Below are 25575 nucleotides of genomic sequence, written 5' to 3'. Positions count from 1 at the left end.
AGATAACGATGAACTGGAAAATCAAAAAATTCAATGAATTAACTACTATAGAGCTTTATAACGTACTTAAAGAAAGAATTAATATTTTTGTGGTTGAACAAGATTGTCCTTATTCAGAATGTGATGATAAAGATTTAGAAGGGTATCACATCTATTGTGAGGATAAGGGAGAAATTATAGCTTATGCTCGTATTCTACCAAGAGGAATTGCTTACAAAGAACTGTCTATGGGGAGAATATTAGTAAGAAAAGATCATCGAGGTGAAAATCTTGGATATGATTTGATGAAGAGAGCTTTAATATATATTGAAACTGAACTTGATGAAACTGAAGTAAAAATATCAGCTCAAAAATATGCTGAAGGTTTTTATAATAGGCTAGGATTTAAAACAATTTCAGAAGTATATTTAGAAGATGAAATACCTCATATAAAAATGTTATATAAAAAGCAACCACCTAAGCAATAAAATTGCCCTTAGGTGGTTCTTTATTTTATGGACGTTGAAGCATAGAATGTAATAAAAAAGTATTGTGTTTTAAACAAAAAAGGAGGTTCTTATGCAAATAGGGGTTATTATGGGAGGAGATTCTACCGAAAGAGATATTTCTTTAATGACTGGGGAAGAAATTATAAAGAATTTAGATAAGAGTAAATATGAGGTTTTACCTATTCCGATAAATACTAGGTTTCAATTAATTGATCAGGTAAGAGATTTGAGTTTTGCATTTATTGCTTTGCATGGGGAATTTGGAGAGGATGGAAGAATACAAGCTATTTTAGAAACAATGAATGTACCATATACAGGATGTGGGGTTCTTTCAAGTGCTTTATGTATGAATAAAATCATGAGTAAAAAATTATTTAGGTATAGTGGAATAAAAACTCCAAAATGGATAAATATTAGCTTGGAAAATTTTAAATCTTATAAAAACAAAGATTCTTTTATAAAAGATAATGGGTTAGTAGGACTTAGGTATCCAGTTGTAATAAAGCCCAATAAGGGTGGGTCTAGTATAGGAATTTTTATTGGTAAAAATAAAAAAGAATTATTGAATTATATTTCTTTAGCATTTGAATACGATAAAGATGTCATTGTTGAAGAGTTTATTAATGGTGAAGAAATTACAGTCAGCATGTTAAATGGGGAAATGCTACCGATAATTGAAATTAAGCCTAAAGCTAATTTTTTTAATTATGAATCTAAATATGATAATGATGGTGCAGAAGAAAAAATTATTGAATTACCAAATGATTTAAATAATAAGGTTAAAAATATATCAAAAACTCTATGGGAACAATTTGATTTGCATGTATATGCAAGAATTGATATGATAATTTGTGAGGAAGAGGTTAATGTGCTAGAAATCAACACATTACCTGGTTTGACGCAAAACAGTCTAATACCTAAAAGTGCAAAAGCAGCTGGTCTCGATTTTCAACAATTATTGGATAAGATCATAGAATACTCTTTACAGATAAATAGATAAAATTTTAGAAATTGAGGTACCGTATGATATTTAATTTAAAAATAAATAATAAAGAAAAAAAATATTTGCAAATTTATACTCAAATTAAAAACATGATAATTAGCAATATGCTTGTAGTAAATAGTAAACTTCCATCCACAAGGGAACTCTCTAAAATTTTATGTGTAAGTAGAAATTGTGTTATGTCTGCTTATGAATTATTGGAGGATGAAGGATTAATATACACGATTAAAGGAAAAGGCTCCTATGTTAATGTAGTAAACAAAGGTAATGAAAAAGCATCTTTATGGGAAATATCTTGGAAAACAAAATTAACAGATTATGCTGAAATGGCAGAAAAGCTTGATATTATGAAAAATGAATCGATATATAAAAAAGGGATGATATCTTTTAAGACTATTGCTCCGGACGAAACGTTGTTCGATATAGAAGAACTAAAAAAATCTTTTTCTAATGTAGTATCTTTGGAAAGAGGTAAACTGCTTAATTACGGATATGCTCAAGGATATAAAAAACTTATAGATTTCTTGCTAAGATATATGAAATCTAAAGGAGTTAATACAGCAGATAAAAGTATACTTATTACTAATGGTTTTACTGAAGGATTTGATATGGTATTAACTACAATTTTAAAAGAAGGGGATAAAATTTTATGTGAAAATCCTACTCATAATACAGCATTAAAAATTATGAAATTGCATAAATTAAATACTTTAGGTATTGATTCGATACCTGATGGGCTAGATATTAGCGATTTAGAACAAAAAATAAATAGTAATGATATCAAAGCTAGTTTTTTTATACCCTCCTATCATAATCCTACAGGTCAAGTAATGCCGTATGATAAGAGAAAAAAACTTTATAAAATACTAAAACAGAATAATATACCAATAATTGAAGATGGTTTCAATGAAGAATTACAAATGAAAAGTGATCATATCGCACCTTTAGCAGCTATTAGTGATAAAGATAATTCTGTTATATACATTGGAAGTTTATCAAAAATTTTATTTCCAGGAATTAGAATAGGGTGGATTTTAGCTGATAAAGAACTAATAAATATTATGGAAAGTGTGAAAAGAAGTAGAAATATCCATACATCATCTTTAGATCAAGCTATACTTTATGATTATCTCGAAAACGGCAACTTTGAAAAATATGTAAAGAAAATTAGGAATATTTATAGTGAGAAATATAAACTTATCATGAAGTTAGTGAAAGAACATATTCCATACAAATGTATAACTGGAGATGGAGGCCTTTATATTTTTATTAAACTAAAAGGTATTTCTTCACGAGAATTATTAGCTAAGTGTATGAATAAAGGAGTGATTTTTACACCGGGAGATATTTTTTACACAGACTCACTAGATAATAAAAAAGCTGGATGGGATACCTTAAGGCTTGGATTTTCAAGATTAACTATAGAAGAGATTGAAAGAGGAATAAAAATTATAGGTAAGTGTATACACGAAGAATAAGTGTTAATAAACAATAAACCAGCACTCTATTTAGTACTGGTTCTTTTATAAATTCTAATTTTAGGGGGATAGAATTTTAATTGTTAATTGAATTATAATACTGTAGTGTGACATCTATGTGTTAAAAATGTTTCTAAATTGTTAACAAAAATAAGTGTTATTGTCATATTTCATTTTATTGATTATTTCTTATAACGGTTAATACTTCATTCATTTTTTCATAAGTCATCATTCCTTGGATAGAACCCAATAAAATACCTTCCTCATCAACAAAGTAAGACGTAGGGTAAGCTGATACAAGGTAAGTACTTGCTAACTTTGCATCTTTATCAAGAAGTACTGGGAAAGTATACCCACCTTTTTTTATGTATTTCTCAACGGTATTTTTACTTTCCTTTACATCTACTGCAAGTACAATTAAATCATCATTCTCATTGTTGAATTTTTCTAAATCAGGCATTTCTTTATCGCAATATTTACACCAAGTTGCCCAGAAATTTATAAGTACTATCTTTCCTCTATAATCTTTTAAAGATGTAGCTTTTCCAGATAAATTCTCAAGAGTAAAGTTTGGAGCTTCCTCTCCAACTTTAAGTTCTACACTAGAATCTATTTGTACTTTTACTTCTTCAGTAGAGTTATTAGTTTTTTTACTGTTCTGGATAGTATTATTGCCAGAAGAGGAGCAACTTGTTGTAAAGGTAACTAAAGTTAATAAAATAATTAAAATTGGTAATAGACTAGATTTTTTTTTATTCATTTTTGCATACCTCCTAATTAAGTTTAAATATTTAAATAAGTAATCTACTAATATTTACAATTTTATCAAAAAATACTAATATTCCAAAAAGTATCATTATAACCCCACTGATTTTATGAATATATGATGTATACTTGCCTGATTTAGAAATTATTATACTGAATGAATTAATAAATACTGCTGTAAGTATAAATGGAATAGCCATACCAATAGAGTACATTAACAATAATGAAATTCCTTTTGATAATGTAGCAGTAGCACCCGCATAAACTAAAATAGATGCTAAAACTGGTCCAAAACAAGGTGACCAACCAGCTGCAAATGCCATACCCATAATAATTGAACCAAACCAATTATTGATTCTTTCGTTTACTTTGAAACGTTTTTCCATGTTTAAAAACTTCAATTTAATTACACCTAACATATTTAGTCCAAAAAATATAATTAATAGGCCGCTGATTTTTGTAAAAACTATTTTATTTCTTATAAGTATTTTTCCAAGGAAACTAGCGGAAGTTCCCATTATCATAAAAATCAAGGTAAATCCAATAACAAATCCTAAAGCTCTTGATAATGCTAGAAGTTTTTTCTTTTTAAGTTCATTTTCGATACTAACATTAGTAATATACATTATATATACAGGCATTAATGGTAGTAAACATGGTGAAAAAAATGATAGGAAGCCAGCTCCTAATGCAATTGAGTATGAAACATCGTTTAAGCCCATAGTTTTTCCTCCTAATATGTTGGGAATTTATTGTGACGCTTTATTTATACATTAATTATTTACTATAAATTAAAAGTCAACAAGAAAATACCTTTGCGGGGTATAAGTAAATAATAACTATTCTCATGTGATTTGTCAATGAAAAAATATTATTTGATTGCTATAAAAACTCTAACATGGTAATTGAACTAGGTTGTTCCAAGGAATGATATAACATGTATCATATATGTTATAATAAATATAATAATAAATGAAGGAGTGATTTTGATGAGCAAAAAAAGTAAATTCAAAAAAGGCTTTTCTTTTACAGTCAGTGTTGACCCTCTCAATACTCGAAAATTTGATACTGACGAAATTGGAAGAGGAGTAGGTATTCATAAAGCAAAGAAAGGAAAGGGATCATATGTTAGAAAAGCTAAGCATCAAAAGCCATACGAGCATTAGAATAATTCTAAAAAACAAGGTATTGGATAAAAATAACTATAAGCAGAGGTTATGTAAGGTTTGTGACGGACATACATCTGCTTATTATTTTATAAATGATTATTAAATCTAAATCCAATTAAAGATAGAGTTTTGTACCAATTCTTCTATCATATTCTGACCAAGTTCCTTGAGGAACATCTTTTTTTATTTGAGTGATTTTATTCATTGTAGCATCTATATAATCTGCATAATGAACAATGTACGATTCTTCCATATTTAAATTTCTTGGAGAGCCATACTCCATTTTTCCATGATGTTGAATAATGCATCCTTTTATTCTTTCTATAAAATTTTCGCTATATAAATCTGGCTGAGCTTTAAACGCTTCTTCAACCATAGAAACAGCGATAACTATGTGTCCTTCAATTTCTCCACGCAAAGTATAAGAGAATGGGCCATCAACAAAGAGTTCTTCAATTTTACCTATGTCATGAAGCTTAGCACCAAGTACTGCAATTTCTCTATTGTTAGATTTATATCTATCCGCTAAAATTGTTGATAAATACATTACATTTAATGTATGCTCAGCCAAACCACCCCTATAGTTATGATGCTGACTTACACCACCAATACCTTTTTTGAATTTCATTAAAAAATCTGGATTCTTAAAAAAATAGTCATTTAGAGTTTTACATTCTTTACTGTTAATTTCTCTATTTGTAATATAATCAATCTCATTCATAATTTCTACTAGAGGTCTTTCAATACAGGGTAGATAATCTTCTACATCATATTCTAATATTTTTTTATAGGTCTCAACAACAAAAATCCTATCCCAAATACCTACTAGGGTGAGCACATCACCTACTATTAATTCATCTTTTTCATCTACTATTTCGCATTTTATATCTCCAGTTTTATCTCCAAAGTATGCTATGGTTTTTTCGTTTTCTCTAAAAACTTTTTTCATTAACATTAATGAAATATTTCTTTTCTCACCTTTCTTAATATCTTTAGAAAATAAATTCTTCATAATAATCATACCTCCATATATAGAGCTTTTTTGTTAAACTCTAAATTAACTTTATTTTTTGATATACTCACTCGAATATTCATTAATTTCAATTGAATATATTGGCATTTAATAATTTTCAGTAAATAGTAAATAATAGTAATTATAAAACTTAAGGTGGTGACTTATATGGATGAAGCTTTAGTTGTTTGTTTTAGGGGAATCATAGGATTTTTCACACTTTTAATTTTTGCAAGGGCATTAGGAAAGCAACAATTAGGTGAAATTTCTTATTTTGATTATATACTAGGGATTACCATAGGTTCATTTGCCGCTAATCTTACTATTGATTTAAGTAGTGCAGCATGGCCACATTGGATTGGCTTATTTACATGGACTGTTATGGGTATTTTAATGCAGTTTATTTCCTTAAAATCAAAGAAGGCAGCTGACTATATTAACGATCATCCAATAATTGTTATACATAACGGAAAAGTATTGGCAAAGAATTTAAAAGAAGTTAAGTTTACTTTTAGTGAGCTTTTAGAGCAACTTAGAATTAAGGATATATTTGATATAAATGAAGTTAAATTTGCAATAATTGAGGCAAACGGGCAAGTTTCAATTTTAAAACAAGAGGATTTTAAAAACATTATTCTTTCCATGAACATACCCAAAAATGATTGTAGTATTAATAATGGTTTAATTTTTAGTGGGATAGTTATCAATGATAATTTATCTAAGGTTAATATTGATGAACAATGGCTTTTAAATAACTTAAAGAAGCAGAAAGTAAATAACTATTCTGAAGTGTTTTATGCATTTATGGATTCTAATAACAAATTAAAGCTAAGTTTGTATAAAGATAATATTATTAGTAACAAAAATATATTTAAGTGAAGATCAAGGTGATTTCAAATGAAAATAATAAAGCAGTTTTTAATACCATCCTTAATTTTAATTTTATTTGTATTGGCAATGAATTCAGGACAAATTTTAAAAAGATCTTTTAATAATAAAGATGATGTAAATATGGCTTTAGATAATATTGAGAATGATCTAAAAAATGAACAATGGCAACAAGCTCAAGATAATTTACAAAACCTAAACATTGCATGGGTAAAAGTACTAAAGAGGATTCAATTCAGTGTAGAAAAAGATGAAGTTGATAAAATTAACGTGAATATATCAAGAATTCAAGGTGCAATTATCGCTCGAGATAAAACAGCAGCTATTATAGAATTGAGTGAAATGAAAGGTCATTGGGATAATTTAGGTAATTAATTCAAAAAACTTTTATTATTGTGATATTTACTGTGGTTTAACGGTTCTGTATTATGCTAGAATATTATTTAAGATGACTAATTGATTGGATGTGGGGATATGAAAAGATGCGAATGGTGTTTAGGTAGTGAACTTTACATTAAATATCACGATGAGGAGTGGGGAAAACCAATTTATGATGACCAGATTCATTTTGAATTTATGGTATTAGAATCTGCCCAAGCAGGATTAAGCTGGTCAACGATTTTGAATAAAAGGGAAAATTACAAAATAGCTTATGATAATTTTAACCCCGAAATAGTAAAAGAATACGATGAAAAAAAAATAGAAGAATTAATCAATAATAAGGGAATAGTTAGAAATCGTAAAAAGATTGAATCATCTATAAATAATGCAAAAGTGTTTATTGAAATTCAGAAGGAATTCGGAAGTTTTACTAATTATATCTGGGGATTTACAGATTTTAAGCCTGTGATAAACTCATGGACAAACCTTAAAGAATTACCGGCTAAAACAGAATTAAGTCAGAGAATAGCTAAAGACCTTAAGAAAAGAGGTTGTAAATTCTTAGGACCAACGATAATTTATTCCCATTTGCAAGCAACAGGAATAGTTAATGATCATTTGGTTAATTGTCTTAGATATAATGAAGTACAAAAATACTATAAAAGTAAAAAAGAAATTTCAAAATAACTAAAAAAAGGACTATAAGTTTTACTAAATGAAAACCTATAGTCCTTTTTATTGTAAGAAATGGACTAATTCCATTTTTCAATGATTTTCTAGTTATATTTGCCTTTATTTTTTATGGAACATTGGAACAGTACTGCCTGCATAAGGCATAATAATAATTTTTGAATCGTTATTTTTATTATCTAGTCCAGCTTTTTTTAGGGCAGATCCAAATGAATTTACAGCTTGCATTCCCATAGGTTCAACCTTTTCTGGGCTAATAGATGATAATAATATAACGTTATTATCTTTTATAGCTTCAATTGCAGCATAAAATATATAACCAGGTATATTAAAGTTGTTACGTAGTTCATTATCTAGATCACCTCTTTTTAGAGGTTCAACCCAGTTGAAAAATGCATCGGCACCTGCACCGTCTCTACATTCAGCAAGTAATATCAATGTTCCACCGTTTTTTAAAGCTCTAACAGCATTAAATAGCGATTTTGTTGATTGATATAAATTGATATCTTTAGGGTAACCACCACAACTAGCTATTACTACATCAGCTTTTTCATTAATAGTAACTCCAAAATTTTCATCAGTCCACTTGCAACCTTCTTCCCAAGCAGTAAGCCAATTTCCAGCAACAAGTTTAATTATTTCACCTTTAGTATTAACAATACTATTTACAAGGAATTCTGGATTAATCATTTTTGCAGCCTCTATCATGTCCAAACTAAGTGGATTTCCTTTTAAAACACCTGCTCCTATTAGTGGATTTGAATGAGGATTTTTAGGGTCTAAAGAATGTAAATGGTTTTGATTAATTGTTTTACGTCCAGCAACTCCAGGTAGTATTGATTTTCTACCGCCACCAAAACCAGCCATAAGATGGTGAACAATTCCTCCCGTTAATATAACTTTTCTATCCACGACAAGTTTATTAATTTCTACATCTGTTCCTCTTGAAGTTTGACCAATAAATACAAGGTTCTCATCACAATTATGTTCTATAATTTCAATCCTGTTATAGATATCGGTGCCAACAATTTTACTTAATTCATTATTAGTTTGACTACGATGAGTTCCATTAGCAATAATAATTATAATATCAGCATCAGAAATACCATTTTTATTTAGTCTAGCTACAATATGAGGTAAAAACTTAGAAGTTTGAATCCATGCTCTTGTTATATCACTTACTACTATTGCTACTTTATCTTTTTTTAAAAATATTTCATCAAATGATTTGGAATCTATAGGGTTATCTAGTAAATAATTTATTTCTTTTTCAATATCTTTTATTAGTTCAACTTCTTTTGATTCTAAAACTTGTATAACATTATTTTCATTTAGACTCATTTCAATTTTTTCTTCGCCATATTTAACAGTATACAATTTTTCCATAAGAAGCCCTCCTTTTTTATTTTCTAACTAATAGATGTTTTGTTATTCAGCTAATTCAGAAACGTTACTAACAGGTATAGAATCAATTAAAAAAGTTAATAAAAATACAGAAACACAAACTATCCATTCAAGATATATAACATGTGGTAAAATCCTAATAGCAGGTACAAATTGCCATAACACTAATACTATTATACCAGCTATAGTTGTATTAAAAGCAGAACTTTTTTTACATAAGTTCGGAGCAAATAATGTAAATAATACTGTGACTGTAAAAGCAGTTGTTAAACTTAGTCCTATCAATAATGTTTTTAAAATTCCAACTACATTAAATGCTAGTATGAAAGTAAATCCACCAAGAGCTAAGATAGATAGTTTATTAACTAAATTTAATTGCTTATCGTCGACGGTTGGGTTAATAAATCTTTTATATATATCTTGTGATAATAAAGTAGCAGACCCTAAGAGTAAACTACAAGCAGTTGAAACGTCAGCTGCCCATAAAGCGGCAAGTGTTATACCGGACAATATTGGGTTTAAAGATAAAATGATTTGTGGAAGAGCTAGAGTTGCATTAATATCTGGAAATGCAGCTTTAGCAGCTATCCCCATAAGTGCTGATAAAAACCCTATAGGTATCATTAATAAACCACCTATTATAAAGCCATTTTTTGCTGATTTTAAATCTTTAGCACTACATGCTATTTGAACAGTACCTTGAAGAGAAAGAGTTTGGGTCATCATAACAGCAAACCATCCCAAAATAACTACCATTCCAAGCCCCTTTGTAAGACTGAAATATGGTACAGTATCAGGAAGTTTAGTAGTTATAGTAGATAAGCCGCCTCCTTTAAATACAATAACTATAGTAGAAATAATAATCCCTACGTATATTAAAGTAACATTTAAAACATTTGTAAGTCCAGCAGTCATCATCCCACCAATTGAAGTAATGCCAATAAATACTACAGCACTAAATATAATTCCCGTTTTAAATGTGAAAATATTAGGAAGTAATGATGCTAGCATGGCGCCACCTGCAACATATTGAAGTGAAGTAATGACAATTTGAATAATAATTTGGCCAACAACACAAGCAATTCTACTTTTTTTATCATAAAACTTTTCAAAAAGTTCAGGAACTGTAGCAACATTTAGTTTTCTATATTTACTAGCTGCAACAAACCCCATTAAAATTGCTCCAGCAGCCCACGCTACATTGTACCATCCAGCAGCAAGCCCTACCCCAAAAGCTCGCTCTGAAACTCCTATAGTTGATGCACCACCAACAGCTAATCCCGTGATTGTAACAGCAACCAAAGGAGTAGTTAATTTTCTACCAGCCAAGATAAAATTGTCACTGCCTTTACCAGCTAATTTTTTTGCATAAAAACTTATAGCAAATAAAGCAATAACATAAATAATTACGATTAATAGTTGAATATTCATTTAATAGCCCCCTTAACAAATAAGTATAATTATGCATAATTATACATAAAAACAAGTTGGATAGCAACCATTATTATAGAAATGTTGTTTAAAGTAACGAAATAGTTTATTATATATAAAGAAGATGATTAAATCGTAAGATTGTAGAAAAAAATAGAAATGGAGGTAATGTATTAATTATGTACATACCTATTGAATATAAAGACTTAAAAAAAACTGATGATTATTTACTTGTTGATGTGCGAACTCCATCAGAGTATGAAGAAGCTACTATTAAAGGTGCAATTAACATACCTATTTTCAATGATGAGGAAAGAGAACTAATAGGTACAATATATGTACAGGAAAGTGTGGAAAAGGCAAAAAAAATAGGGATTGAATTCGCAGCAAAGCAATTGCCTACAATTTATCAAAAAATAATTGAAATAAAAAAAAGTCGCCAGAAAATAATATTCTTTTGTGCACGTGGAGGAATGAGAAGTGGTGTATTGACGTCAATTATCTCTGAAATGGGTATTGATGCTACAAGATTAAAAGGCGGATATAAAGCTTATAGAAACTTTGTTTTATCACAGTTACCTAAATTGAATGAAGACACAGATTATATTGTACTTCATGGTAATACTGGAGTTGGTAAAACAGAAATACTGAAAAAATTAAAAATTAAGGGATATAATGTTTTAGATCTTGAAGGTGATGCAAATCATAGAGGATCTTTGTTAGGTCATGTTGGACTAGGTAAAACAAATAGCCAGAAACAATTTGAGACAAATGTGTTTGATGCTTTAAGTAATATAAAAGGAAATTATGTGTTTGTTGAGGCTGAGAGTAGTAGAATTGGAAGTGTAAGTGTTCCTAAATATATATTAGATAAAATGAAATTAGGGAAGCATATTTATTTAGAGGCAGATATTGACTTTAGGACAAAGGTAATTCTAAATGAGTATACAAGGGATACAAATACAAATTGTGAAATTATTAAGTGCCTAGAAAAATTAAATAAATATATTTCTAATGAAAATATTGAAAGATATAAAATGATGATTAACAGTAATAATTATGAAGATGTCTCAAAAGAATTAATGGTAAATTATTATGATCCACTTTATATGAAAAGTGCGAAAAGATACCAATATGATATGGAAATTCAAGTAAATAGTTTTGATGATACGATTAAAAGAATTGAAGAGTATTTCAAAAATCTTTAAAGGAGTTAAATATGAATATTCAAATTTTCGGAATAAAAAAATGTTTTGATACTAAAAAAGCGCAAAGATATTTTAAAGAGAGACGAATTAAATTTCAATTTATTGATTTAAATGAAAAAGCATTAAGTAAAGGAGAATTACAAAGCGTTAAGGCTGCAGTGGGATTAAATAATTTGATTAATACTAAAGCTAAAGAATTTGAAAAATCTAATTTACAACATATAAGAAGCGAGGGTGTTAAAGAAGAGATACTTTTAAACAATCCTAAATTATATAAAACACCTATAGTTCGTAATGGTAAAAAGGCTACAGTTGGTTATGAGCCTGAAGTTTGGAAAGAATGGGAATAAATATTTTGAGTATTTTTTGACCATATAGTAAATAATATATTTAGATATAGTAGAGTATTCATTGAAAATAAGGGGCTGTTAAATAAAATGTATACTGGTATGGTTAAATGGTTTGATAATGATAGAGGATATGGTTTTATTTCTGCAAATGATGGAAGAGATGTTTATGTTCATCATGCTCAAGTTAAAGAAAAAACCAACGATAAAGATTTACATGAAGGAGAAGAAGTATCTTTTGATGTAGTAGAAAAAGAAAAGGGACCTATGGCAATAAATGTACAAAAACTGTGATTATCTTTAGTCACAGTTTTTTAGTATAGTTTTATTAATTAAAATGAGAAAAATAATCATGATATACATAAATTGGTTGATGACATTACTAATATATGCTAAAATTTAGTTTGGTTATTCTTGAAAAAGATCTAAAATATAGTAGTGATTAATGTATATTTATATTTGAGTCATTTAATAAATTTGTAGATATAAGAATTAGGGGGATTTATGAGTAATAAGAATGTGCAAAACAAAATGGGAACGATGTCAATACCGAAATTAATGATTACAATGTCACTACCAGCTATATTTGCAATGTTAGTTCAAGCCACATATAATGTTGTGGATAGTATGTTTGTTGCTAGAGTTAGTAAGGATGCGTTAACGGCAGTATCACTTGCTTTTCCAATACAATTAATTATCATTGCTCTTTTTGTTGGTTTGGGGATAGGGATTAATTCACTTATATCAAGAAAATTAGGAGAAAATGATACTGAAGCAGCATCAAATGTAGCCGAGCATGGATTTTTATTATCTGTTATCTTGTATTTAATATTATTAATAATAGGAATTTTCTTTGCAGCTAAATTCTTTCCGCTTTTTACTGAAAATAAAAATGTTATTAATTTAGGAACTCATTATATTAAAATTATTATGATTTTTTCTTTTGGTAGAATATTAGCTCAAGCAGGAATGAGTATTCTTCAAGGAACAGGAGATATGATGAATCCAATGAAAGCTCAGTTAATTGGAGCTATTACAAATATTATTTTAGATCCAATATTTATATTCGGATATTTTGGTATCCCTGCAATGGGAGTAAAAGGTGCGGCTATTGCTACAGTATTAGGACAAATTTTGTCAATGATATATATAATAGTTGTAGTTTTTACCAAAGAACATCATGTGAAATTAAATATGAAGAATTTTAAATACGATAGTAATATTTTTAAAGGTATTGTCTTAGTAGGATTACCAGCAGCAATAATGCAAGCAATTGCATCTGTTATGCTTACAGGTTTAAATCTTATTTTAGCTAGTTTTGGAGATACTCCATTAACGGTTCTCGGAGTTTACTATAAACTTCAATCATTTGTCTTTATGCCTATTTTTGGTTTAGCGCAAGGTACTATGCCAATTATTGGATTCAACTATGGATCAAAAAATAAAGAACGATTAGCTGGTGCACTGAAGCTTGGCGCAATTGCTGCATTCTTGTATATGTTTCTAGGATTAATAGTTTTTCAGGTTATACCAGTACAACTATTAGTATTATTCAAGAGTTCTGATGAAATGATAAAAATTGGAGTAAAAGCTTTAAGAACTATTAGTTTATGTTTTCCTTTTGCAGCAATTTCAATTATGTGTAGTACCGCTTTTCAAGGAATGGGAAAAGCTCATGTTAGTATGATTGTTTCAATCTTACGACAATTAGTGGTATTACTTCCAGTAGCATTTATTCTTTCAAAGGCATTTGGATTAGACGGTGTATGGTATGCGTTTTTAATTTCAGAGTTGGTTAGTTTTACAGTAGTATTAATTATCTTTAAAAGCATGTATAAAAATCAAATGTCAGAGTGGTAAGAATAAAAGTTTATACATTTGGAAGAATTTATTTTTATCAATTACTGTAAAATACAACTCTTATCTGATAAAATTATAGTTAACAAGTAAATTAAAAGTTTATTACCTTTGTAATTGCAAGATTATTTAAATTACTTTAACTGACATAACCGTAGTATATTATTTAATAATTCAATCGTTGAATAGGAGGTATATCTATGGAGAAGAAAGTATCTAAATTAGTAAGAGTTATTGGAAAAAATATAATTGAGAAAATGGATGAAATAGATAAAGTAAATGAAGTATTATATGAATACATTGATTATTTAGATAATGTGTATGCAAAAGACTTTACAACAACAACTTATGAAATTCATGAAAAATTACCTTATTATTGTGTAAAAAGCGAAATGTTTATTAAATATTACAAACTTGAATATCTTTCTGCTCTTGTAAAGATGTCTCTACAAAAAGGAATTGATATTGATGATAATGTAATAAATTTTATTGAACATGAATTTTTTGAAATTGAAAATTTATTATATAGATGTATTGAGGGATCAGCTAGAGTATGGCTTATAAGAGAATTATATTATCTTGAGAATAATCTTATAATCAAAGGTAGGCATACCTCAAAGGAAATTCACGAATTTTTATATAACTTATATAAAGGAACACGAAAACGCTTTAAAACCAGTTTATATGATGACACAGTAAATTTTGAAAATAAGACAGATATTTATTTGTATATTAGAACTAGATATAACTTTAGAAAAATCATAAAATCGGGAATGCCAATAAGAGCAAAAATTAATTTATTGGTTAATTTAAGCCACAATAATGGAATTTTGGCTGATAAAATGATGCGTGATTGTAGTGCTGAAAAACTTTTAAGTGATTTAAGTAAGGGATATTTTATAAAAGAAATAGAACGAGAATTTTTTCTTCTTACTAAAATACGTTTTGATTATATGGGAACGAAGATTCATGAAAATGAAAAAATTAAGTTTTGATTATTAATTTGTTATTCTGAAAAATACATATTGATTAAACTATATATAATAAAACAGCTTGCGTATCAACCTTTTAGGGTAAACGTAAGCTGTTTTATTATATTGAAAAGATAAATTATTAGATAAATAATAATTTGACATCAAAGCAAATTAAAGAGTATTGATGAATAAATATTAAAATAAGAATTCAATAGCAAAAGGGTGAATATATGAAATTTTTAATTAATGTTATAAAACTTTTATATGACCGGTGGGATTTTTTTGCGGAATTATTTCTACAGCATATTATTTTATCGTTAACTGCAATTTTAATCATTAGTATTATAGGTATAGGACTTGGAATTTACATTACTAGAAAAGAAAAAATGGCAAATATGGTTCTAGCAATAGCCAATATGGTATATACTATACCGTCAATTGCTTTATTCGGGTTCTTAGTTTCAATTACAGGAATAGGTAATAAAAGTGCTTTGATTGCAATAGTTTTATATGGAGTATTACCTATTATAAGAAATACCTATGTAGGTATCAATGAGGTTGATTCACAAATAATTGAATCTGCTATCGGAATGGGAAGTACAGATAGGCAATTGTTACTTAAAGTTCAACTACCGATGGCACTACCTGTAATAATAGCTGGTTTTAGGACAATGGTTGTAATGACAATTGCTTTATGTGGAATTGCTTCATTTATTGGAGCTGGTGGTTTGGGGGTTTCTATTTGGCGAGGTATTACAACAAATTTTGCGGAAATGACTTTTGCAGGGAGTATCCTGGTGGCATTGCTTGCAATAATATCAGATTTGATTTTAGGATTATTTGAAAAAAAAATCAGAGTTAAAATTTTAGGAAATGAAAAGAATGGAGTTGTGATGGATGTTTAGAAAAATATCAATAATGTTAATTGCTTTAATTATGTCAATTTCACTATTTAGCTGTAATAAGAATAACAACAAACTTGTAATTGCTTCAAAACCGCATTCAGAACAATATATTTTAGCTGAAATAATTACTCAACTTATTGAAGCGAATACTGATATTAAAGTAGAGCAAAAGCTTGGAATTGGAGGTGGAACTTCAAATATTCACCCTGCTATGGTAAAGGGAGAAATAGATATTTATCCTGAATATACCGGGACAGGATTGTTGTTTGTTTTAAAGCAAGAGTTAATTAGTGACCCAAATTTGTTATATGAAAAGGTAAAGAAAGATTATTTGGAAGAATATGGTATAGAATGGCTTGATTTATATGGATTTAATAATACTTTTGCAATAGCTGTAAAAAAATCTGTTGCTGAAGAATATGATTTGGAAACATATTCTGATTTAGCTAAAGTAAGTGAAAATTTGACTTTAGGTGCTGAATATGATTTTTATGAAAGAGAAGATGGAATGCCAGGGTTATCCAAAATGTATGGATTTAAATTTAAAGATAAAAAAGAAATTGATATTGGTTTGAAGTATGATGCTATCGGATCAGATGAAGTAGACATTATAAATGTATTTTCTACTGATGGTTTGTTGAAAAAATACAATTTAAAAGTATTAAAAGATGATAAAAACTTTTTTCCTGCTTACCAGGCAGCAACATTAATAAGAAAAGAAACTTTAGAAAAATATCCTGAATTAAAAGAAATATTAAATAAATTATCAAATCAGATTAGTGACGATGAAATGATTCGAATGAATTATTTAGTAGAAAAAGAAAATAAAGATCCTAAGGATGTTGCAAAAGAATTTCTTGAAAAGAAAGGATTGCTTTAATGGAGATTATAAAATTTGAAAATGTAACCAAAACTTATGGGAATGAAAAGCCTGTAATCAATAATTTGAATCTTTCCATTAATAGAGGTGAATTTGTAACATTAATAGGACCGTCAGGCTGTGGTAAAACTACAATATTAAAATTAATTAATGGATTGATAAAACCACAAAGTGGGAATATTTTTGTTAAGGGTAAAGAAATAAATAAATGGAATACAATTGAGTTAAGAAGAAGTGTAGGATATGTAATTCAACATATAGGTCTGTTCCCTCATATGACTGTTGGAGAAAATATTAGCTATGTTTTAAATATAAAAAATACGCCTAGAAGCATTAGAGAAGAAAAAGCAAAAGAACTTATAAAACTTGTTAGATTAGAAGCGGAACATCTGCATAAATATCCTAGAGAATTAAGTGGAGGACAGAGGCAAAGAGTTGGTGTAGCAAGAGCTCTTGCAGCGGATCCAGATATTATTTTGATGGATGAACCTTTAGGTGCTGTAGATGAGATATCTAGAAGAGCTTTACAAGATGAGTTATTAAGAATATACAATAAACTAAAGAAGACAATTATATTTGTGACTCATGACATTGGCGAAGCTACAAAATTAGGAACAAAGATAATACTATTTAATAATGGCAAAATTGAACAAGAGGGTTCAAAAGAAGAAATGCTCTTTTCTCCAAAAACAGATTTTGTTAAAGAATTTTTTGGTCAGAAGAATTTTGCAGCCTATTTAAATATTTCACATGTATATGAAATGTGTAAAGAAATAACTGAAAAAGAAAAAAAATATTTTGCTAATAGAAATGTACCATTTTTGAATATGAATTCTACATTAATGGAAGGGATTAGAGTCATGTTTGATTATGGGGTAGAGAGAATTGCTGTAAAAGACAAAAATGGAGTTATTATCGGTGAATTCTCTTTAGTATCAGCATACGAGAAAATCAATAACTTTAATAAAAATGCATCTTAACAATAAAACCATCATCCGTAAATCGATGATGGTTTTATTCTATCTTTTAAGGCTTATTTAATTTGAATGATAATTTCACCTTCAATTGCTGGTATTATAAATTCAACACCTGTAGTTATCTTATTATAAGTTATTTCCTTATCATTAAAAGTGATTTTTCTTATATTTTGATTATTAACTTTTATTTTGAAATTCTCATAGTAATTCTCGTAGCCAGTATGGGGAGTATCTATTTTGATAACTAAGTTCTTATCATAAATCATATTGAACCTGTATAAATTATATTCTCCTTCTTTATAATTATAGCTGCTATTATCATCTTGGTAGTGAGTGTATTCTCCATATCCTGGATAAACATCTAAGATTAAATCTTTGATTTCTTTTTCTCCAATATAATTTAGTTCTGGGTAATTTGGAATAATACTACCTTCCTTTATATAAATTGGACAGGTATCTAGTTTGGCATTTTTAATAATATGTTCCTGTCCTTTTATATTTTCTCCAGTCCAATAGTCTATCCAATTACCTTTTGGTAAATATAACGCTCTGAAATTTTTTCCTTGTTCTACAATTGGTGCCACTAGAATATTTTCGCCAAATAGGAATTCATCATTTAGCTCATGTACATTCTTGTCATTAGTATAGTGTAGAACTAAAGGTCTCATAGGAGGTAAACCAGTGGATTCGCATTGTTTCATTAAATCATATAGATAAGGGATAAACTTATATCTAAGTTTTACATATTTTCTATAGATTTTCAAAGTTTCTTCATCAAAAGCCCAAGGTTCTTGATCTCTAGTAACAACTGCTGAATGGTTTCTAAATAAAGGGGAGAAACAACCTAATTGTACCCATCTAGAAAGAAGTTCTGCTGTACAGTCTGATATAAAACCACCTACATCAGTACCTGAAAATGCCATTCCGCTTATTCCGAGATTTAAAAGCATTGGGACTGCCATTCTTAAATGCTCCCAAGAACTCTGGTTATCTCCTGTCCATACTGTGGAGTATTTCTGTGAGCCTGAATAACAAGCTCTAGTAATAACAAAAGGACGTTTATTTGTATATTTCTTTATTCCTTCAAAGGTAGCTTTTGACATAAGATGACCGTATACATTGTGTACTTCTCTGTGGTCAGTCTCCCTTCCTTCATTTTTGAATTGAACATCATCTGGTAAAGGACCGTTAAAACTTGCAGGTTCATTCATATCGTTCCAAATTCCTGAAACACCTGAATCAATCATGAGTGACTGCTTATCTGCCCACCAATTTCTAACTGAGTTATCTGAGAAATCTGGGAAAGCTGAATCGCCAGGCCAAACTTTGTTAATATAGGTTACTCCATCTTTGTCAGTAGCAAAAAACTTATTTTTCATACCTTCATCATAAACAGAATATCCCTTAGCTTTTTTTACACCGGGGTCGATTATAGTAACAACTTTAAAGCCGTTATTATAAAGGTCATTTGTAATTTCTTTTGGATTAGGGAATTTATTTTTATCCCAAGTAAATACTTTAAAATTATCCATATAATCTATGTCTAAATGTAGTACATCACAAGGAATATCCATTGCTCTAAAATTATTAGCAATCTCCATAAGTCTTTCTTTTGAATCATAAGTATATCTACTTTGTTGGTACCCTAATGTCCACATTTGAGGTAAAGGAGTTTTTCCAGTTAAATCAGTATATCTAGTAACAACTTTATTAAATTCTGGTCCTGCGATAAAATAATAATCTAAATTTCCATCATCAGCTCCAAAATAATAGTAATTTGAATTCTCTTTTCCCATATCAAAGTAGGTTTTAAAGGTATTATCAAAGAATATACCGAAAGCATTATTTTCTCTTAATGTTATAAAAAACGGGATAGATTTATATAGAGTTTTATGACTTTCAACGTGAGGACTAGCATCATCAGTATTCCACATAGTATATTCATAGCCTTTTTTATTTAGATGACCAGTTTTTTCACCAAGACCATAAAATTTTTCATCATTATACATCTTTTTAATTATTTCAATCTTATGAGAAGTACTTCTATCTTCAGATTTATGTCCTTCTTGTTCAAATAAATAAGAGTCACCTCTTCTAATAAATGGTTTCCTGTTATCTCTATAGTCTTCACATAAAATGTCTCCAACTTTATTATAAAAATCTACTTTAAAATTGTCATATATTCGTATAATCAATTCATTTGTACATAATTCTAAATATTCATTGCATTGTTTAAAATCAATTGTACATTTTTCACGAGTTAAATCTTCGATTGCTCTTGAATAGTGTTCTTTATATTTTAAAGGAGAAAAGACATTTACTACATAAGGATTTATAACATCAATTATTCCTAAGCCATTTTCAAAGTTAACACTAAGTTTAGTGTTTTCTCTAGTGTAATTTACTATTTTTCCAAACATTTTTAACCTCCAGTTTAAAGTTTATATCTAGTTATTTATAATTTTTTATCTTATAATAACATTATAAACGCTTAAACTCTAGAAAACTTTCTCTATTTTCACCTATAATAACACTATTATGACAATATTTTAACTAGAAAGGAAAGGTTCTTATGAATCAGAGAATTATTGATTTAGAAGAAAATAAGGTGCATGGATCACCAATGTTACCACTTTTTATATATTTAGATATGCATTTAAAAGAGCAAGAAGAAATATACTGCCATTGGCATAAAGAAGTAGAAATAATTTATGTAGAAAAAGGTTCAATTGATTTTAGTATAGAGATGAAAAAAATAAGTATTACTGAGGGGCAATGTGTATTTATTAATAGAGAATCTCTACATTACGGAAAAGTTGTAGGTATTGAAGAATCTATTCATCATGCAATTGTATTCAATTTAGATTTTCTAAGTAGTGCAATTTATGATTATTGCCAAAGTAAATATTTAGATCCAATCATAAATGGAAAAGCCTTATTCCCGTATACAGTAAACAATTATATTGAATGGGGTGGAGAGGTTATAGAAGAAATAAAATCAATTATAAAATGCTATAGAGAGTTGAAAGCAGGATGGGAAATTGGGATAAAAGCTTCTTTATTAAGAATAGTTTCAATTTTAGCAGGTAATGATGGATTTGTAATTAAAAGTACTACAAATGAAGATGTTAAAGAATATAAAATAAATTTAATAAAAAAAATTATTAATTATATACACCAAAATTACAAAAGTAAAATTTACATTGATTCACTAGCTAAGGTTGCTAATATGAATACACAGTATTTTTGTAGATTTTTTAAAACTCAAACAGGAAAAACGCCTATAGATTATATAAATCAATATAGAATAGAACAGGCTACGAAGATTTTGCAAAATGAAGACAGAAAAATTATGGATGTTTGTTATGAAGTAGGATTTGAGAATTTTAGTTATTTTATAAGAAAATTTAAGGAGTATAAAAATTGTACACCTGCAAAGTTTAGAAAATTAAATAGTTGATTCATGGACAAAATCACTAAAACTAGCACAAAATTGTTATCAAATTGAAATAATTATTGTTGAAAGGTATAATTAATAATCATAAGTATAGACATTCTAAACTATGAAATAGTAAATTATATTAAAAGAGGTAATAATGAATGAAGATGATATATAAAAGCTTTATAATAATACTAACAATTTTATTAGTGCTATCTGTGGGTATTTCTATAACCTATTCCAGGATATTAGATAAGTTTATTATACAATCCCAAGGAGAGGTGATTCCTAAAGAAAATCCTAATTATCATTTTAGTGTTATATTGAATAATAAAGAAGAGCAGTATTGGAAAGACATAAAAAGTGGAATTGAGGAAGCTTCCTTAGAATTTCTATCAGCTGTTGAAATAAATTTTACTGAGGATAATAGTGATTATGAAGATACACTAAAGTATATGGATATAGCTATTAATTCAGATGTAGATGGGATTATAACCAAAGGTTTTAGTGGGGATGAATTCATAAAACTTGTAGAGAAAGCTGACAATAAAGGAATTCCTGTTATAACTATAGATACTGATGCCCCACTTAGTAAAAGAAAGGTGTTTGTAGGAACTAACGGGTTTGAGATTGGAACTAAAGAAGGAAAACTGTTAGTTGATGCTACAAAAGGTACTGCTAGTGTTGCTTTTATACAAGATAAGAGCAAAGGAGAAAATCAAAATAAAACACAAATAGATGGTTTTAAAGACGCTGTTAAAAATAAGGAAATAGAAATAAGAATGTTGGAAAATTCTAGTTTAGATATTCTTAGCGTAAAAAAAATAGCCCAACGAATTATTATTGATCATCCAGAAGTTAATGTTATAGTTTGCTCAGATGCTAACGATACTATGGGAGTTGCACAAGTTATTGTAGATTATAACAAAGTTGGGGATGTAAAAATTATTGGATATGATAGTTTAGATGAAATTTTTAATTATGTTGCAAAAGGTGTAATATATGGAACAGTGATTCCAGATCCAAAGATGATTGGATATGAAAGTATAAAATCAGCATATGAAATAATGGAGAATGGAAGAACCTCTTCTTATGTTCATACAGATGTAGACATTGTTACAGGAAAGACGTTAAATGAATATAAAGAAAATATTGCAAAAGGAAAGGAAAATAAGAATGATTAAACCTTTCATAAATATTTTTAAAATTAATACTATACGAAAAAAAATGCTGATTTTTTCTTTGATGTTAACATTTATTATGTTGGTCACATCAGTTTACACTTTTTATAATGCTAGTAACTTTATGAATAAAATGGATCACATGTTTACCAATAATGAAATTTTTAGAAGTTTATCAAATAAAATTGAAATAATGGATGAAGATTTATTAAATTATCTTTCAACAAAAAATACAAATAGCCTTGATTCTTATTATAAAAATAGAGATTTGCTATCTAAAGAATTAAATAACCTTAGTAGAGATGTATCTTATGATAAAAATTCTCTTTTATTAAAGGATATAGCAAATATGGTTGATGAGTATCTCATTGTTGCTGATTCAGCAATAAATGCTAAGAGAGCAAGAAATATTACTAAATATAATCAGTATTATGAAGAAGCAAATAAAATTTCAGGTTATATTGAATTTTATATTAATAAATTAAATTTAAGTCAGTTTAATGATAATACTACTAAGTATTTTCAAATGTCGACTACACTAAAAAAGCTTCAGATTTTAAATATGCTAATTATAGTATTGATGTTCTTAATAAGTATTGTATTAATTTTTTGGTTTACAAGAAAAGTATCAGTTCCTATAGTAAGACTTGCTAATAACGCTGAAGAAATTTCTAAAGGTAATTTTCAGGTAGAGGATATCTATGTGGAGACTCATGATGAAATAAAGATTTTAGCCGATACTTTTAACAAGATGAAGAACAATATACATGAGTACATTGAAGAAATGAAAAGCCAAGTAGAGATGGAAGCAAAGCTTAAAGATGAAAAAATGGAAAATTTAAAGATGAAAAATATGCTGAAAAATGCGCAAATAAGAGCTCTTCAATCCCAAATAAACCCTCATTTTCTATTTAACACATTAAATGCGGGAGTACAACTTGCAATGATGGAGGATGCAGAAAGAACGGGAATTTTTCTGGAAAAAATGTCTAGTCTGTTTAGGTATAATCTAAAAAAGATGGATGAACCAGTAACATTAAAAGAAGAATTAGATAATCTCAAAACATATGTTTATTTATTAGAAACTAGATTTGGCGATATGATTCAATTTAACTTTGATGTTGAAGAAGGTGAAGTTGATGTTGAGATGCCAGTTATGATAATTCAACCAATTATTGAAAATGCATGTATTCATGGTATTGGAGATTTAGAGAGTGGAGGAATTATTAATTTAATTGTTAGAAAACATGAAGAATTTGTATCTGTAATAATTGAGGATAACGGAAAAGGAATGGATGAAAATACAAGGTTTAATATATTGAATGGTGTTAAAAATGATTATCAAAAAAAGAAAAAGAAAATTGGACATACGACGGGAATTGGATTAACTAATGTAATACAAAGACTCAGGGTGTTTTTTGACAGTGTAGATATAATAGAAATCGAATCTAAGATAAATATTGGTACAAAAATAATACTTAAATTACCATTTAATATAACGGAAGAAGCTATAGAGGAAGGAGATATATGATGTATAGTTTAATGGTTGCTGATGATGAAAAAATAGTTATTGATGCGGTTAAATATATTATTGATAAAAATTTTAATGATATAAATATTATTGAAACTGCAAGAAGCGGAAGAGAAGCAATTGAAAAGGCAGAATTTAATAAGCCTGAGATTGTATTAATGGATATTAGAATGCCCGGAATAAATGGTATTGATGCTATACGTGAGATAAAAAAAAGGAACCCTAATACATTATTTATTATTATTTCTGCCTATGAACAATTTCAATTTGCAAAAGAAGCTGTTAAATTAGGGGTAATAGAGTACCTTTTGAAACCATTAAGTAAGAAAAATTTGATAAGTGCAATAGAAAAAGCTACTGACATTGTAGAGAAAGATAGGCAAAAACGTAAACATGAACTTGATAATATTGAAAAATTTGAAAATCTATTGCCATTTTTAGAACATGCATTTATATACTCTATTTTATTAGGGGAAGACTATTCAAATGGATTAGAGAAATATAAAAAAGTCTTAGAATTGGACGAGGAAGGTGGTTATATAATTGTTATAAGTTTAGAGGATAGAGAATTTTCTTATGCGGAAGAAAAATTTTATCAGTTTTTTAGAAATATAATGAAATATAAAGGAAAATCGTTAATAGGACCTCTTATGATAAATAGGATTGTTTTATTTATACCTACCTTAGTGAAAGATGAATATTCTCAACGTCTTGAAGCAATGGAAATAGGTAAATACATTTATAAAAAAATTAATGAATATAATGAGAAATTTAAAACACTTATTGGAATAGGAAGCTACAAAAAGTTTGAAAATATAACATTTTCTTATGAAGAGGCACTTAAAGCGATGCATATTGGTAAAAACAAAGATGTTGTTCATATAAAAGATGTAATGAATATGGATGCAACTTCCTTTGAATATCCTAAAGACCAAGAAAAAAAGTTGATGGATAAATGTATCACAGGAGATAGTGAGGAAGCTTTGTTTTCATTTAAAAAATTGTATCAGTGGATAATTTCAAAGGATGACAATTTTGAACAGGGTAGAAATAAGATAATGGAAGTAATGGTAATGCTTCATAGATCTATTTTTGATAGTGTATTGCCAGAAACAGAAATTAAAAAATTCGATAACTTTTTAGGAAATATGTTAGCATTAAAAGACTTTCCTTCTTTAGAAATATGGTGTAGAGAACGAATAATTCATATTTGTAATATTATTAATAATAGCCAAGAGAAAAAAATAAATAAAGTAATACTGATTGCTAAACAATTTATTGAAGATAACTATTCTAGAGAAATAACGTTAGAAGAAGTATCTAAGATGGCTTGTGTTAGTCCTCATTATTTTAGTAGATTGTTTAAAGAAGAAACTAAACAGAACTTTATTGAGTATTTAACTTTAATGCGGATAGATAAAGCTAAAGAACTAATGAAAAAAGGAAGAATGAGTATTAAAGAGATTTGTTATGAAATAGGATATAGTGATCCTAATTATTTTAGCAGACTTTTTAAGAAAGTTGAGAAAATGACACCTACGGAATATATAAAGAATTTATAATAATT

General features: G+C 28.1%; 25 protein-coding genes. 19 read left to right on the top strand and 6 right to left on the bottom strand.

The window, feature by feature from the left end:
• Positions 1–8: 8 nt before the first annotated feature.
• From ACQ3F0_RS08630 to pdxR, 3 genes are all read left to right on the top strand, one after another.
• Positions 9–467: a GNAT family N-acetyltransferase gene (locus ACQ3F0_RS08630; protein WP_428864820.1), complete on the top strand. Its 459-nt coding sequence runs from the start codon at positions 9–11 to the stop codon at positions 465–467.
• Positions 468–558: 91 nt separating this feature from the next.
• Positions 559–1488 (top strand): D-alanine--D-alanine ligase, encoded by a 930-nt coding sequence (locus ACQ3F0_RS08625; protein ID WP_428864819.1) that lies wholly within the window; start codon positions 559–561, stop codon positions 1486–1488.
• A 23-nt stretch (positions 1489–1511) separates the two neighbouring features.
• On the top strand, positions 1512–2969 hold the full coding sequence (gene pdxR / locus ACQ3F0_RS08620; RefSeq protein WP_428864818.1) for a MocR-like pyridoxine biosynthesis transcription factor PdxR: 1458 nt from the start codon (positions 1512–1514) through the stop codon (positions 2967–2969).
• A 175-nt stretch (positions 2970–3144) separates the two neighbouring features.
• Here pdxR and ACQ3F0_RS08615 read toward each other — a convergent pair whose 3' ends face one another.
• Positions 3145–3729, bottom strand: coding sequence for a TlpA family protein disulfide reductase (locus tag ACQ3F0_RS08615; RefSeq protein ID WP_428864817.1), 585 nt, complete (start codon positions 3727–3729; stop codon positions 3145–3147).
• 31 nt (positions 3730–3760) lie between these two features.
• Positions 3761–4456, bottom strand: a complete 696-nt coding sequence (locus ACQ3F0_RS08610) for a cytochrome c biogenesis CcdA family protein (protein WP_428864816.1) — start codon at positions 4454–4456, stop codon at positions 3761–3763.
• A 267-nt stretch (positions 4457–4723) separates the two neighbouring features.
• Between ACQ3F0_RS08610 and ACQ3F0_RS08605 the strand changes: the two genes are divergently transcribed.
• Positions 4724–4900, top strand: a complete 177-nt coding sequence (locus tag ACQ3F0_RS08605) for a hypothetical protein (RefSeq protein ID WP_428864815.1) — start codon at positions 4724–4726, stop codon at positions 4898–4900.
• A gap of 118 nt (positions 4901–5018) precedes the next feature.
• Here ACQ3F0_RS08605 and ACQ3F0_RS08600 read toward each other — a convergent pair whose 3' ends face one another.
• Complete coding sequence (locus tag ACQ3F0_RS08600) at positions 5019–5915, bottom strand: HD domain-containing protein (protein WP_428864814.1); 897 nt, start codon at positions 5913–5915, stop codon at positions 5019–5021.
• Between the two features lie 168 nt (positions 5916–6083).
• On the opposite strand from ACQ3F0_RS08600, the gene ACQ3F0_RS08595 reads away from it, so the two are divergent.
• From ACQ3F0_RS08595 to ACQ3F0_RS08585, 3 genes are all read left to right on the top strand, one after another.
• Positions 6084–6794 (top strand): DUF421 domain-containing protein, encoded by a 711-nt coding sequence (locus ACQ3F0_RS08595; RefSeq protein ID WP_428864813.1) that lies wholly within the window; start codon positions 6084–6086, stop codon positions 6792–6794.
• 18 nt (positions 6795–6812) lie between these two features.
• The gene (locus ACQ3F0_RS08590; protein WP_428864812.1) at positions 6813–7178 is read left to right on the top strand and encodes a DUF4363 family protein; all 366 of its coding nucleotides are present in this window, start codon (positions 6813–6815) and stop codon (positions 7176–7178) included.
• A 99-nt stretch (positions 7179–7277) separates the two neighbouring features.
• Positions 7278–7871 (top strand): DNA-3-methyladenine glycosylase I, encoded by a 594-nt coding sequence (locus ACQ3F0_RS08585; protein WP_428864811.1) that lies wholly within the window; start codon positions 7278–7280, stop codon positions 7869–7871.
• A 105-nt stretch (positions 7872–7976) separates the two neighbouring features.
• On the opposite strand, the gene larAH10 is transcribed toward ACQ3F0_RS08585, so the two are convergent.
• On the bottom strand, positions 7977–9260 hold the full coding sequence (gene larAH10, locus ACQ3F0_RS08580; RefSeq protein ID WP_428864810.1) for an NPN-dependent 2-hydroxyacid racemase, LarAH10 family: 1284 nt from the start codon (positions 9258–9260) through the stop codon (positions 7977–7979).
• Between the two features lie 42 nt (positions 9261–9302).
• Positions 9303–10709: a sodium:solute symporter family protein gene (locus tag ACQ3F0_RS08575; protein ID WP_428864809.1), complete on the bottom strand. Its 1407-nt coding sequence runs from the start codon at positions 10707–10709 to the stop codon at positions 9303–9305.
• Between the two features lie 179 nt (positions 10710–10888).
• Here ACQ3F0_RS08575 and mnmH point away from each other — a divergent pair, with 179 nt between their 5' ends.
• The 8 genes from mnmH to ACQ3F0_RS08535 all read left to right on the top strand — a co-directional run bounded on the left by mnmH (position 10889) and on the right by ACQ3F0_RS08535 (position 17860).
• Entirely contained in the window at positions 10889–11917 is a 1029-nt protein-coding gene (gene mnmH, locus ACQ3F0_RS08570) for a tRNA 2-selenouridine(34) synthase MnmH (RefSeq protein ID WP_428864808.1), read from the top strand.
• Positions 11918–11928: 11 nt separating this feature from the next.
• A complete protein-coding gene (locus ACQ3F0_RS08565) occupies positions 11929–12267 on the top strand; it encodes an arsenate reductase family protein (protein ID WP_428864807.1) in 339 nt (112 codons plus the stop codon).
• Positions 12268–12354: 87 nt separating this feature from the next.
• A complete protein-coding gene (locus tag ACQ3F0_RS08560; RefSeq protein WP_428864806.1) occupies positions 12355–12558 on the top strand; it encodes a cold-shock protein in 204 nt (67 codons plus the stop codon).
• 210 nt (positions 12559–12768) lie between these two features.
• Positions 12769–14124 carry an MATE family efflux transporter gene (locus tag ACQ3F0_RS08555; RefSeq protein ID WP_428864805.1) on the top strand — a complete coding sequence of 452 codons (1356 nt, stop codon included), beginning with the start codon at positions 12769–12771 and terminating at the stop codon, positions 14122–14124.
• A 197-nt stretch (positions 14125–14321) separates the two neighbouring features.
• Positions 14322–15116: a hypothetical protein gene (locus ACQ3F0_RS08550; protein ID WP_428864804.1), complete on the top strand. Its 795-nt coding sequence runs from the start codon at positions 14322–14324 to the stop codon at positions 15114–15116.
• 209 nt (positions 15117–15325) lie between these two features.
• Positions 15326–16000, top strand: coding sequence for an ABC transporter permease (locus tag ACQ3F0_RS08545; protein ID WP_428864803.1), 675 nt, complete (start codon positions 15326–15328; stop codon positions 15998–16000).
• Positions 15993–16880 (top strand): glycine betaine ABC transporter substrate-binding protein, encoded by an 888-nt coding sequence (locus tag ACQ3F0_RS08540; RefSeq protein WP_428864802.1) that lies wholly within the window; start codon positions 15993–15995, stop codon positions 16878–16880. Before ACQ3F0_RS08545 ends, ACQ3F0_RS08540 begins: the two co-directional genes overlap by 8 nt.
• The gene (locus tag ACQ3F0_RS08535; RefSeq protein WP_428864801.1) at positions 16880–17860 is read left to right on the top strand and encodes an ABC transporter ATP-binding protein; all 981 of its coding nucleotides are present in this window, start codon (positions 16880–16882) and stop codon (positions 17858–17860) included. The genes ACQ3F0_RS08540 and ACQ3F0_RS08535 overlap by 1 nt, the downstream gene beginning before the upstream one ends.
• Before the next feature lie 53 nt (positions 17861–17913).
• Here the strand turns inward: ACQ3F0_RS08535 and ACQ3F0_RS08530 are convergent, their stop codons facing one another.
• The gene (locus tag ACQ3F0_RS08530) at positions 17914–20277 is read right to left on the bottom strand and encodes a glycoside hydrolase family 31 protein (protein ID WP_428864800.1); all 2364 of its coding nucleotides are present in this window, start codon (positions 20275–20277) and stop codon (positions 17914–17916) included.
• 152 nt (positions 20278–20429) lie between these two features.
• Between ACQ3F0_RS08530 and ACQ3F0_RS08525 the strand changes: the two genes are divergently transcribed.
• From ACQ3F0_RS08525 to ACQ3F0_RS08510, 4 genes are all read left to right on the top strand, one after another.
• On the top strand, positions 20430–21317 hold the full coding sequence (locus ACQ3F0_RS08525) for an AraC family transcriptional regulator (protein WP_428864799.1): 888 nt from the start codon (positions 20430–20432) through the stop codon (positions 21315–21317).
• Positions 21318–21457: 140 nt separating this feature from the next.
• The gene (locus ACQ3F0_RS08520; RefSeq protein ID WP_428864798.1) at positions 21458–22480 is read left to right on the top strand and encodes a substrate-binding domain-containing protein; all 1023 of its coding nucleotides are present in this window, start codon (positions 21458–21460) and stop codon (positions 22478–22480) included.
• Positions 22431–24008: a sensor histidine kinase gene (locus tag ACQ3F0_RS08515; protein WP_428864797.1), complete on the top strand. Its 1578-nt coding sequence runs from the start codon at positions 22431–22433 to the stop codon at positions 24006–24008. The genes ACQ3F0_RS08520 and ACQ3F0_RS08515 overlap by 50 nt, the downstream gene beginning before the upstream one ends.
• A complete protein-coding gene (locus ACQ3F0_RS08510) occupies positions 24005–25570 on the top strand; it encodes a response regulator transcription factor (RefSeq protein ID WP_428864796.1) in 1566 nt (521 codons plus the stop codon). The genes ACQ3F0_RS08515 and ACQ3F0_RS08510 overlap by 4 nt, the downstream gene beginning before the upstream one ends.
• Positions 25571–25575: the final 5 nt, after the last annotated feature.

It is taken from the genome of Clostridium sediminicola (genome assembly GCF_050402865.1).
GTDB lineage: Bacteria > Bacillota > Clostridia > Clostridiales > Clostridiaceae > Clostridium_AF > Clostridium_AF sediminicola.
This window is presented reverse-complemented; position numbering and strand designations above follow the sequence as displayed.